11 protein-coding genes are annotated in these 12,616 nt (G+C 42.7%); 3 read left to right on the forward strand and 8 right to left on the reverse strand.

All coding sequences use genetic code 11. The features are described from left to right. Positions 1 to 72 precede the first annotated feature (72 nt). Positions 73 to 2,127 (reverse strand): PBP1A family penicillin-binding protein, encoded by a 2,055-nt coding sequence (locus tag FC07_RS02880; RefSeq protein ID WP_235807445.1) that lies wholly within the window; start codon positions 2,125 to 2,127, stop codon positions 73 to 75. 245 nt (positions 2,128 to 2,372) lie between these two features. On the opposite strand from FC07_RS02880, the gene FC07_RS02885 reads away from it, so the two are divergent. Next, positions 2,373 to 3,269 carry an RluA family pseudouridine synthase gene (locus FC07_RS02885; RefSeq protein WP_083483176.1) on the forward strand — a complete coding sequence of 299 codons (897 nt, stop codon included), beginning with the start codon at positions 2,373 to 2,375 and terminating at the stop codon, positions 3,267 to 3,269. Between the two features lie 27 nt (positions 3,270 to 3,296). Here the strand turns inward: FC07_RS02885 and argR are convergent, their stop codons facing one another. The 7 genes from argR to FC07_RS15545 form a co-directional block, all read right to left on the reverse strand. Further along, entirely contained in the window at positions 3,297 to 3,764 is a 468-nt protein-coding gene (gene argR, locus FC07_RS02890; RefSeq protein ID WP_057903620.1) for an arginine repressor, read from the reverse strand. A gap of 159 nt (positions 3,765 to 3,923) precedes the next feature. Beyond that, positions 3,924 to 5,618, reverse strand: coding sequence for an arginine--tRNA ligase (gene argS, locus FC07_RS02895; protein WP_057903621.1), 1,695 nt, complete (start codon positions 5,616 to 5,618; stop codon positions 3,924 to 3,926). Between the two features lie 258 nt (positions 5,619 to 5,876). Further along, the gene (locus tag FC07_RS02900) at positions 5,877 to 6,710 is read right to left on the reverse strand and encodes an NAD(P)H-hydrate dehydratase (protein WP_057903622.1); all 834 of its coding nucleotides are present in this window, start codon (positions 6,708 to 6,710) and stop codon (positions 5,877 to 5,879) included. Between the two features lie 169 nt (positions 6,711 to 6,879). Beyond that, the gene (locus FC07_RS02905; RefSeq protein ID WP_162255861.1) at positions 6,880 to 7,308 is read right to left on the reverse strand and encodes a YitT family protein; all 429 of its coding nucleotides are present in this window, start codon (positions 7,306 to 7,308) and stop codon (positions 6,880 to 6,882) included. Positions 7,309 to 7,360: 52 nt separating this feature from the next. Then, positions 7,361 to 7,738: a YxeA family protein gene (locus tag FC07_RS02910; protein ID WP_057903624.1), complete on the reverse strand. Its 378-nt coding sequence runs from the start codon at positions 7,736 to 7,738 to the stop codon at positions 7,361 to 7,363. A gap of 575 nt (positions 7,739 to 8,313) precedes the next feature. After that, on the reverse strand, positions 8,314 to 9,459 hold the full coding sequence (locus FC07_RS02915) for a tyrosine-type recombinase/integrase (RefSeq protein WP_057903625.1): 1,146 nt from the start codon (positions 9,457 to 9,459) through the stop codon (positions 8,314 to 8,316). 1,359 nt (positions 9,460 to 10,818) lie between these two features. Continuing rightward, the gene (locus tag FC07_RS15545) at positions 10,819 to 11,451 is read right to left on the reverse strand and encodes a helix-turn-helix domain-containing protein (RefSeq protein ID WP_235807443.1); all 633 of its coding nucleotides are present in this window, start codon (positions 11,449 to 11,451) and stop codon (positions 10,819 to 10,821) included. Between the two features lie 126 nt (positions 11,452 to 11,577). On the opposite strand from FC07_RS15545, the gene FC07_RS02925 reads away from it, so the two are divergent. After that, positions 11,578 to 11,808: a helix-turn-helix transcriptional regulator gene (locus FC07_RS02925; protein WP_235807444.1), complete on the forward strand. Its 231-nt coding sequence runs from the start codon at positions 11,578 to 11,580 to the stop codon at positions 11,806 to 11,808. A 28-nt stretch (positions 11,809 to 11,836) separates the two neighbouring features. Then, positions 11,837 to 12,460, forward strand: coding sequence for a BRO-N domain-containing protein (locus FC07_RS02930; protein ID WP_057903627.1), 624 nt, complete (start codon positions 11,837 to 11,839; stop codon positions 12,458 to 12,460). The last annotated feature ends 156 nt before the right edge of the window (positions 12,461 to 12,616 follow it).

The raw sequence follows: 12,616 nt of genomic DNA on the forward strand, positions 1-12,616 counted from the left end.
GTAACCTTCTTTCATAGAATAAATCAACTCATAGCATCTATTCTAACATGTTTATGGTAGCGATGCCACCGCTTACTCAAAGAGCCCTTTAATGCCGCTGAACCAGCTACCAGCTTGGCTGGTGGCTTCATTCACCTTACTTTTAACACCAGACCACCATTTCGAACTGCTACTGCTACTACTGCTCTTTTCAGCAGATGCTAAATTTTGAGCATCTTTGGTCTTAAAGGACGTTTGGGCTGTATTTGGTAAAATATTCGTCATCTCTAACTTCCACAGCGGCGCCACGCCTTCTTCACTAATACCGGCCAAGAAATGCGATTTATCAGTGGTATCAAAGCCGATCCAAGTGGCCACCACCACATCCGGCGTGTACCCTACGATCCACTGGTCCTTAGTCCCATAGCCATAAGAATTCGGGACTTCCGTACTCCCAGTTTTCCCAGCAACGGTGTAACCACTCGGCTTAGCCGTTTGGCCAGTACCATGGTTAAAGACACCCATTAGCATGCTGGTCATTTCAGTTGAAACCTTGGCTGACATGACTTTTTTCGTTTTCACTTTGGTATTATCCACAATAATATTACCGCTAGCATCTTCGATTTTACGAATAAAGTGTGTGCTGGTGCGCTTTCCATTATTGGCAAATGCTGTATAAGCGCTGGCCATTTGATAAGGTGACACCCCGACCTTCAAGCCGCCTAACGCTAGGGCCAAGTTTTGATCACTTTTTGGTAAGTTAATGCCAAAGTTTTTCACAGACTGGACCCCTTTTTGGACCCCAATTTGATCTAATAACCAAACTGCCGGCGCATTTAAACTTTTCGCTAACGCCGTGTACATCGGGACTTTGCCATAATACACATTGCCATAATCTGTTGGTGTGTATTTATTGGACCCGTAAGATAATTTTTTATCCGTTAACGACGAATCATAGTGATACCCATTTTGCAACGCCGGGGTGTAAACGGCTAACGGCTTCATGGTTGAACCTGGCTGCCGCTCAATTTGAGTGGCCCGGTTATAACCTCGGAAAATATGCGTTCCACGCCCGCCAACAACGGCAGTTACCCCACCGGTTTTAGGATTAACGGCGACGGAACCACCTTGCACTTCCGTTCCATCGCTGGCATTCGCCGGAAACGCCGAATCCGTTTCAAAGGCCTCTTCCATCCCTTTTTGCTGAGATTGATTTAAGGATGTATAGATCTTATAGCCCTTATTCATCACATCAGATTCAGATAACCCATATTTATCAATGGCTTCATCCACCACTGCATCAAAGTAATAAGGATATTTATAGCCATCACTTTGCTGATAAGTATCATTTAAACTTAAACTGGTCGCCTTAGCCGTATTGGCTTGCTGCTGACTGATTTCCTTGGTGGTCACCATCAACCCTAAAATCAAGTTCCGGCGCGCAACATTATTTTTAGGATATTTGATTGGATCATAAAACGTAGGGTTACGTAACATCGCAATCAAACTAGCCGAATTAGCCGCACTTAAATGCTGGGCGTCCTGACCAAAATATTTTTCAGAGGCATCGTGGACACCCCAAACCCCATTGCCAAAATAGGCGTTGTTTAAATACATGGTAATGATGTCTTTTTTGCTGTAAACTTTATTGATCTCAATGGCCAAAAAGAGTTCTTCAAATTTCCGACTAAACGTTTGCTTTTGCGTTAACAACGCGTTTTTAGCCAGCTGCTGGGTCAACGTACTCCCACCACCACTGATCTGACCGTGATGGATCACTAAACTGACGATTGCGCGCGCATAACCTTTAATACTAAAGCCCCAGTTGGTCCAAAAACTACGATCTTCAGTTGCAACCACAGCATTTCGTAATTGTGGTGAGATCTTATCATAACTGACATAGGTCCCTTTTTGAGAATAAAGGGAACCTGCCTTTTGATTAGAATGATCGTAAATGGTCGTCGTGGTTTCCAAATTTGCTTTTAGATTTGCCACATCGGCCGTTTTAGCCACAAAGGTTAAATAACCGCTTAAGGCCAAAAAGGCCACCATCCCCACTAAGATCACCCAGCGCCCAAATTGAAAGCGATGAGCGATCCGGCGAAACCAACGCCAAAATGCATGCCAGTATGGCGCTAGCCAGCGCAACAACGGGCCAAAAATACGCCTGAAGGTTTGCCGCAATTGTTGCCAAAATCCTTGCACTTTCTTCATATAATAACTGCTCCATTTAACTTTTAAATTATGTCAATATTGTAGCATACTTACGCCATTGCTTGCCGCCAACCCTAAAGCTTTGCAAAGCTTTAATAGATAAGTGACAAATTTGACACTTGTAGCCGTTTGCACCCATCCTCTATAATGGTAACAGCAACTTTTGAAAGGACCCTCACATGCAAACTTGGACTTATGACTTAACAGTACCGACTGGCCCGGCTCAAAACCTCACGAACTTGTTACGCCGAACTTGGCTGATTCCTAAAAGTGTTTATCATTATTTACGCGTCGGCCAACGGATGCTACTGAATGGCCGTTATCAGTCTGTGAATACGCTGGCCCAACCTGGTGACCACGTTCGCCTGATTTTCCACCCTGATGATTTTCGCACCCCCGCCCCGCAATTCTTACCAGGTAACCCGCGGCGGCTTAAAATTCTGTATGAAAATCCAGATTTAATTGTTTTAGACAAACCAGCTGGTCAAAAAACCCACGCCAATCAGCCTTGGGAGGATGACTGCCTGCTGAATGACCTGATGGCTTATTACGCCGGAACCCCGACTTTGCCTTACATTGTGCATCGCTTGGATAAGGCCACTAGTGGTGCCATTGTCGTCGCTAAAAATCCAGTGATGCTACCACTGCTCAGTCGCACCATTAAAATGAAGCAAACGGCGCGCCATTATTTAGCCTGGATCCACGGACAGTTGCCAACCGCACAAGGCTGGCTGACCACCCCTATTGGCCGCGATCCTACTGATAAGCGCAAACGGATGGCCAATGGGGTCAATGCCCTACCTGCCAACACGTTTTACCAAGTCCAACGTCAAACGGCCCATACGAGTTTAGTGGCATTAACATTGACCACTGGCCGCACCCATCAGATTCGGGTTCATTTAGCCGCCGCTGGGCATCCCATTTTAGGCGACCCATTATATGACCCTGCTTATCATGATGAGTCGCGCTTATTGCTCCATGCCCACACCCTTAAAATCAGTGTGCCATTTTATCCCAACACGTTAGGCATTATTTGTCCACCTTCACAACCGTTCTGGCAGCCAAACACCATTTAAAAAAAGATAGCGCCATGCGCTATCTTTTTAGTAGGCTGCTTCTGGATCGATATGTTCCAAAAAGTAAGCATTTAATTTTGTTGCAGCTGGTGCTGATGGACTGATCACAAGAATCGTATCATGTCCCGCTAAGGTACCGGCAATTTCCGGCATTTTTAAATTATCAATAATCGCAGCCAGCAAGTTCCCATTACCAGGTGCGGTCCGAATTAAATTCACAAACTCAACTTGTGTCACTGAAAGTGCCACTTGACCTAAGGTTTCACGCAGTCGCTCTTCTTCGGACTTTTCACCATTATGGAAAATGGCGTAACGAATTTTGCCTTCCTGGTCACGCTCTTTCACAATCTGCATTTCCCGAATATCGCGGGAGATCGTCGCTTGTGTCGCCGGAATACCTTCAGCTTTTAAGTGCGCCAAAAGTTCTTCCTGCGTCGACACAGGCTGTTGTTTGATGATCTGTTCGATTTTTGCTTGACGGACTGATTTTTTCATCAAATCACCTCAATTGCATGTTTTGTCTTATTATAGCAAACTCAACCGTTTTTTTCTCATAAATATGTATCCAAATTAATAAAAATTCGTTAATTCATTTTATATTCAAAAAAATAGCGCATGCCGCCGCGAAGCAGTCATGCGCTATAAAGCATAAAATTACATTTCTTGTGGTGCTTTAACCCCTAATAAGGCTAAGCTTTGGGTCAAGACTTGACTGACACAAGTAACTAAGGCCAAACGCGCCGGTTTTTCAGCATCGTCTACTAAAATCTTAGTATTGGCATAATATTTGTTAAATGCTTTGGCCAGTGCTAACGCATATTTAGCAATCACAGAAGGTTCGTAATCCTTGCTGGCGCGGATTACTGTATCTGGAAAAGCTGCCAATTGTTTCAAAATATCCCACGCAGAAGCATCATGAATGGTGTAGTCACTGTGTGCATCTAATGACACATCGGCCGCTTTGCGTAAAATACTTTGCGCCCGCGCATTGGTATATTGCACATAAGGGCCTGTTTCACCTTCAAACCGAACAACTTCTTCCAAGTTAAAGTCAAAGTTGTTCAAACGATCATTTTTCAAATCGTGGAACACAACGGCGCCGATCCCAACTTCATGGGCTACTTCAGCTTGGTTAGGTAAATCAGGGTTTTTCGCTTGAATTTCTTTTTGAGCCAAATCAACCGCATCATTTAAGACTTTTTCAAGTAAGATCACACGCCCTTGTCGTGTGGATAACTTTTTCCCACCTTGGGTGATCAAGCCAAATGGAATATGGTGAATCTGATCTGACCAATCAAAGCCCATTTCCTTCAAAACAGCCTTTAATTGTTTAAAATGATCGCGTTGTTCATTCCCAACCACGTACAAGGATTGAACAAAATTGTAGGTCCGCTTCCGGTAAATCGCTGCCGCCAGATCACGGGTGATATATAATGTGGCGCCATCACTTTTTTTGATCAAGGCTGGGTTCAACCCGTATTCGGATAAGTCAACGATCTCAGCGCCTTGGCTTTCTTGCAATAAGTGCTTATCTTCCAACATTTGAACGACTTCTGCCATTTTATCGTTGTAGAAAGCTTCCCCATTGTAAGAATCAAATTTAATATCTAACATATCGTAGATCTTCATAAATTCAGCTAAAGAAACCTCACGGAACCAAGACCACAGCCGAGTTGCTTCTTCATCCCCCGCTTCCAACTTCCGGAACCATTCCCGTGCTTCATCATCTAATTCAGGATGTGCTTGATCTTCTTGGTGGAACTTCACATAATATTTCAGTAAGTTTGAAATTGGATCAGCTTTAACCGCTTCTTCGCTGCCCCACTTTTTATAACCGACGATCAACTTCCCAAACTGGGTGCCCCAATCGCCTAAATGATTGATTTTAACCGGTTGGTAACCCACTTTGGTTAAAATATTCGCAATCGCATTGCCAATCACCGTTGACCGCAAATGGCCCATTGAAATGGGTTTGGCAATGTTAGGACTGGACATATCAATTGGCACTTGCCCGCCATGACCTAAATCAGTGCTCCCATAATTCAAACCATCCGTTAAAATCGTTTGTAATAAGGTTTGGCTAAATTGGGCCTTATCTAAGAAAAAGTTCAAATAAGGGCCCACTGCCTTCACTTGTTCAAATTGACTGCCATCAATTTTAGCCACTAAGTTTTGCGCGATCATCGGTGGTGCTTGGTGCCAAGCCTTTGCCAAGGCGAAACAAGGAAAGGCGTAATCCCCCATGGCTGAAGTCTTTGGGACTTCAATTAATTTTGTGACAGTCGCTTCATCTAAAGCGCCGTCTAATGCTGGCAACAACGCTGCCACGATCAATGCTTTATCGTTCATTTAAAAATCCTCCATTCCATAAAAAAACTCCTACAAATTTTAACAATTTGTAAGAGACGAGTTTACTGACCCGCGGTACCACTCTTATTGATACTTGATCCACTTAATATTCAGTTATTCCTCAAAAGTGCGTCGCTTAGGCTTCAATATCTAGCTCTCACCAAATCTAGACTCGCTGGCATTAAACCGCCGAAGGTTATTCTTTCTCATTGGAAATTGCATTACTTGCCACATAGTACCTGATTTTAGGCGCTTTTGTCAACCTCGCCGAGCCTGTTCTTGCATGAAAAATGGCAATTGCCGGGCAATTTGAGTGGGTAAAACCACGTACTGCTGTTGTGCCAATTCACTGGCAATCGCACTATGAGTATAGACGCCTGCTAAAATGGCCTGATCCAATGGTTTAAATTGGGCGGCAAAAGCGGCCAAAACCCCGGTTAACGTATCCCCCATGCCCCCTGTGGCCATGGCTGGCGTACCTACTGTATTTTCCCAGACCGTTCCATTCGGCAAATAAACCTGGGTGCGCGCACTTTTTAAAACCAACGTTGCTTGCAACTGCTGTTGAACCGCCAAATTACAGGCGACTTGTTGGTCAGCGATGGCGATGCCACTAAGCCGTTGCCATTCCATTTGATGCGGTGTCAACACCAGCTGCGCCTGAGGCAACGTCAGCCCCTGACTAGCAACCAAATCAATCGCTGACCCATCAATAATCACCACCTGCTGGGGTTGAACCTGCTGAAATACTTGTTGCAACACCGTTTGACCCCAAGTATCGGTGCCTAAGCCAGGTCCCACCACGATCACATCCATTTTAGGCAATAATGTTGCCATTTGCGCCTTATCAGTTGCAGCCAACACCATGGCCTCCGGTAACTGTGCGTGTAAACTTGTTGCGTTAAACAAATCCGTTGCACAAGTGACTAAACCAGCGCCACCATAAACGGCTGCAGTGGCACTCATGATGGCTGCACCACCAAACTGCTGATTACCCCCGATCACCATCACCCGACCAAATGTCCCTTTATGACTCTCAGTTGGCCGCGGCTGAATCACTTGCTGGACCAAATCTGCTGTTATTTGTTGCATGTTATGCCCTCACTTTCGACCAATGTACTAACATCCAGTTTAAAAGTTGTGTGTAGTAAAATGCAAATAAAATTCCCCAAGCAATCGACCAAACCCCATAGGCCACTAATCCCCAGGCCAAAATAACCAGATTCAAACTACGGATCAAATGACTTAAGTTTAACTGCGGCTAATATTTTTTCAAGATCAATGCAATGACATCCACGCCAACCGTAGAGCTGTGCGAACTTAGACAAGCATAATAGCCAAACGCAACCAGCACACTGGCCAACAATAACGCCACTAGCGGATGCCCGGTAAAATGTGGTAAATATTGATAGCTTAACGTAAAGCTCATTGAAAAAACCACACTACTTAATAAAGATTTCAAGAACAGCATGCGCCCTAAAAAGAGCGCTACTAAGCTTAATAAGACTACTAACAACCCATTGTTTAGCCAGACCAACGGCCAAGGTAAATCATGACTTAAAATTAAGGCGAGACTGGTCACACCACCATTAATGACCCGATTGGGAACCATTAAACAGGCATAGGCCCAACTCATCACCACATTGCCAATGATAATCAACCCAATGTCAGCGCCTTGTGTTTGTACCATCCGTTTCATCATGCCTCCAAAAAAAGCCGCCTTTCAGCGACTTTGAACTTACTTATTTTAATTTAGCCAAGACCTTTGCGGGTACATCTGCTTGACTCACTGTATTTGGCCCAGAAACCACCCGTTTTTGGCTGATTTTCGCCTTAATATAGCTGCCAGGTTGTAACGGCGTTGGATCAGAGCCAGATACTGAGAAACTCATGGTTTGACGTTGCCCATTGACCTTTACAAAACTCAATTGATACTGATAGCTTGAATCACCAGCAACTGCTTTACCATTACTATCTTTTGTTTGCGTCTTAGCCGGAATCGTTTGTGGCACAACAGCATACGCTTCTGTGGCGCGATAAGTACTATTGTAATACCGCACCCCTGAAATACCGATCACAACGACTAAAACAGCAACAATGATCCCCACGATTTTTTTCATCGATGTTCCCTACCTTCTTGTCTGACTTATGACACTAACTTTACTAGAAGCCCTCCTAAAATACCATCGCTTAGACCTAACAATATTGTAAGCTGGGGGTGAATTGACAAATGCGCTTTGACGTGTATCCCTGCAGATGACCTATCGTCACAAAAACCATCCAGAATCATCATCCGTCAGGCCCCCTAGCAAACGTAAAATAGTCTGATATTTGTAACAACCATTAAAGCTAAATGATTCATCAAACATCGCAACCCGTTTAATCTAATGGCGATTAATTCACGGTTTCCAAATTTAAAAAATGAATTAAAACAGTGTGCCAAAAGTGTGCCAAAAGTGTGCACACACTTTGAGAAAGTTAATGACTATAAAAAATAGGAACCTCGTTAAACGTTGATTTAACGAGATTCCTATTTTTTAATTGCTTCTATTTGCATCGATTAAGCGGGTGACGGGAATCGGACCCGCGACGCGAGCTTGGGAAGCTCGAATGTTTTCTTTTGCGCTTATAAACGTTGATATAGCAGTGTTTCTATGAAAAGGTTTAGAAACCAGTTTAGAATCTGATTTTTTGATTATCCTAGTGCTTTATCAAGTAGCTGAATAGATTTCAGTTTATCGCCTTGATAAATACCAGCATAGACATCTAATGTGAACGCAACGGACGCATGACCCAATAACATGGACACCGTTTTGAAGTTCATCCCCTGACTAATTAGAATTGTGGCAAACGTGTGGCGGATAGCGTGCGGGCTTAATACCGGTAGCTTAGTCCGTTTACAAATGCGTTGCATCCACAATCTGGGATGTGTTAGCCGAATGAAGTCATTGTCAATATTGCTGAACACCAATTGATCAGCGCTAAAAGTTGAAATACCTAATTTGAATAACTCTTTGTGCTGTTTAATCCGCCAATGCTGTAATATCTTGCCAGTTTCATCAGATAATGGAATTACACGGTTAGAGTTAACCGTCTTAGGTTCCTCCAGATATAAATGCTCATTGATGCCCTTAGCTAGTGTTTGCCTGATGGTCAGCGTCTTAGCTTCAAAGTCGACGCAATCCCATTGCAAGCCTAGCAGTTCACCTTGACGACAACCAGACTTTGCCAGCAGATAGAAAAATGTATAGATCAACGGTACTTCATTCGCTTGAGCGTCATCTAAGAACGTCTTAAGCTGGTCTTGCGTGAAATACTTGATAGACTTGCGCCGTAAATCCTTTTTAGGACGCGGCAGTGTGATTTTTTCAACTGGGTTAGCAGTAACTAAGTCTTGCTTAATGGCAAACTTGAAAATCCGTGACACGTTGGACACATACTCTTTGTAGCCTTTATTGATTTCCCACATATGGTTAGCAAACTGCTGCACATCACTAACTGTGATTTTATCAATCCGCTGATTGCCAAAAGCTGGTAAAATATGATTGTTAAACTTTTGAACCAGTTTCGTATAACTAGACTCTTTGACTGTTGTCTTGTAGGTCTTCAGCCAAAGCTTATAAATACCGCCAAACGTTTCCAGTGAATCGTGTCTGAATCCATTTTCTTCAATATCATTCACAAGACGGTTGTAGTAAATTTGGGCCGCTCGCTTAGTCGAGAAGCCCTTTTTCTTTATGTTGACTTGCTTGCTTAAAACTTTGTCGTAACCAAGATACCCAACAATCTTCCATTCAGTTTTGCCATCCTTTGGCCGCTGATAACTCGTTATTTTTGCCATATATAACACTCCTCAAACTTAGCGACCTTGACGGGGCAAGCTATGTATTTGAGATGATGCTATATGTATTGAATCCGTTGTGTTCATTGTTGTACTCGTTAAATCAAACGACTTGTTGGGCCCATATGTGGCAAGCAATACAGCTATTGAACGGTGTTGCTCTCATTGTTGCGTTCGCTATCCTTTTGAAGGATAACGAGGTACTAAATGGGTCAGGCCCACTTAGAAACAAGTCCTTTTGATGAACCTGTTTTTGCTATCAATCTGTTTGACAGCAGCATAAGCAATTGACATAGCCGCAAACGTATCTTTTGAAAAGATATGTTCTAAGTTGGTCAAATGAACTTAGGAATAAGTAATCCGATTACATGCGTTAAGGTCGTTCAGAACGACCACGGCGTTATGGTTTCAGGTCTATTAGATCGCTTAGGCGGTCTTTTTGTTTACGCCAATTTCGGCGAAAAGCTGACAGAATAAAACGTTCGACCAGGTGAATAATGTTCACTTGGTTGCAGGTGACTATTTGTCACTCGCTAGCCAGTTGACTATTTGTCAGGTGGTTATTTGTAAATCGGAATTTCGTACTTGCAATTGCAGGTCGAAATTTTCGACTTACAACGAGATCTGAATTTCGGATGCTGTTAGACGAGGTGACTATTTGTCCCCTCGTTCCATTAGCTGACATGGTAAACGGTTAGACAGGCTAATGTTTTTAGTTTGGCTAGGTACAACGGAATTTCCGAGGTAGCTAACGAGGTTAGAAATACTAACCAGGCTAAAATTTTTATCTTGGTCATAGCCGTTTCACTTTTAGCGAATTGCCTAACGAATACGCAATTAGAGTAATCATTAACAGGGTAGCAAATTGATACTCAGTTTACTCGTTCTCGTTCCCCATTATTGGGGCATCAGATTGATACTTGATCACTGAACCGAAAATTTCGGGTTCGTTAAAGGGGTGAGAAATGTTAGCATCCCCTATTTGTCGTGCTCTCTTAGGGATGCGCTGTTGTCGCTGTCAGTCTGTTAACTAGCGTAGCCAGGAGACCGTTACAGGTTGCCCTAGTATTTATACCAGGCCAGCCTAAGCATCCCACTAATTAACATTGCTAAGGCGGCCGGTGACTAAATAACGCATTGTAGCTGATAGGTTTCGCACATTTTTGTGATAAGCCTATTTACCGGCATCATCCCCATACATGTGGCGGTTAACCTGTTTTCACAAGCGTCCCAAAGCAGGACTTCCTGTCATCCTCACGCGTATGGCAATCAGACTATTTTTTCGTAGCCGAAAATTCCGCCGCCAGTTGATACTTCATTGTTTGAAGTGCAGGGACTTTTCCCCAATTTCGGGGGAAACTATTTGTTGCTGTCATTGGCGGAATGGTTTGACGGCTTCCCTTGTCGGTAAAGTGATTTCAATTCCGGTATTAATTCATTTATATATTTGTCAATCTGTTTATCAGAATATTTTCCTTTTAGAGTCCCATCCAAAGAACCGGTGAGAGCTAGCATTGTGGCCTTACCGTCCGCTTTAAAATTAGGATTATTATATAGCCTTATAAGTGATGCAAGAATCATCACTAAATCAAAAGGCAATTCCCTAGCTCCTTCTTCAAGAGTGCTATCAATAAGTTTATGCTCATCGGTGAGCTCATCGGCCTTACGCACCACAGCGTTAACTTCAATAATGAGTGCCGCTTCTTCTTTAGGACTTAATTTTTTATCGTGCACCGCAGCATTTCGCGCTTTACGCTTCTGTTTAATAGATAGACCATTTAAAAGAAAATTTGTATCCACGCCGCCAAGTTCCGCAATTCTTTTTAATCTTCTTAAATTAGGAGCATTTTTCCCATTTTCCCAGTTACTTACAGTTCCGCTTTTTGCAGTACTGTCTATCATTGCCGCAAATTCAGACATAGTTAAACCTAAATTATTTCGAATAGCTCTAATTCGAGCGCCAACAGCCTGAGCATCTTCTTTGGTGGCCAAATTAACGCACCTCTTTTCTTGAATACATTCTACAATTGTTGCAAAGAAAAATAAAGAAAAGGTTGCCTTTTTTTAAACGTGGTGTTTTAATTGTACTGTGAAATACTAAGAAATAAGGTGAATATATTGAAAACAAATTTGAACATCGTGAAGGGCTATCGAGTTATGCTAGGTTTTAATCAGTCACAAATGGCAAAAGAATTAGGAATTTCTAAGCAATCATATTACGCTAAAGAATCGGGTAATGTTCATTTTACAGATGACGAAAAAGCTAAGTTTAAGGGCCTAGTTGTTGCTATTTTTCCTAATATCACAATTGATGATATTTTTTTTGCTCGTTTTACTAAGAAATACTAAGAAACGACAAAAGAGGAGGACTAAGCGAATGGAAATTCAACACTGGAATGGCCACAATATCCGTTTTGTTGAAGTGAATGGCGAATGGATGGCGGTTGGTAAAGACGTAGCGTTAACCCTTGAGTATGTTAATCCAACAAAAGCAATTAGAGATCATGTTGATGATGAAAACAAAGGGGGGTCTGTTTTGGACACCCCTGGTGGAAAGCAAGAATTGATTGTCATTGATGAACTTGGTATTTATGACTTGGTATTTAACTCAAAAATGCCACAAGCAAAACAGTTTAAACGCTGGGTACACTCAATCATTAGAGAATTGCGTAAATCCGTGGGCTTAAAAGCTTATCAGGCCTTTGAAATGTTCGATACAAAGCATCAAAAAGAAGCAATGGCCAGATTACAACAAGGCCTTAAGCACCCCAGCAAGATTGATTACGTTAAGGCCAACATTATTGCTAACAAATCAGTATCTAATCAATATGGATTTCCCAAAATGCTTGCTAAAAGGAACATGACGCCGGAAATGAAGCGAGATCGGGAAAGTGTTTTAGATGACACTGTTCAGCTCATGAAACTAAAAGACCGGTACGGATTGGATTTATCAGTTAGCGAAACCATTTATTCACGTGGCAATAGTGACCAAACGGCCTAACAGAAAGGAATGGCTAACATAATGGCGCCGAACGATGAGCAAGAAACAATTATCAGTTATGACAAAGAAACAGACAGTTGGCACTATTACAGTAATTGCCCTGGTCCCCTGTCAATAAAATAGACAATTTAAATAGAGACTTTTTTGTCCTATGCC

The organism is Loigolactobacillus bifermentans DSM 20003 (assembly GCF_001434575.1).
GTDB lineage: Bacteria > Bacillota > Bacilli > Lactobacillales > Lactobacillaceae > Loigolactobacillus > Loigolactobacillus bifermentans.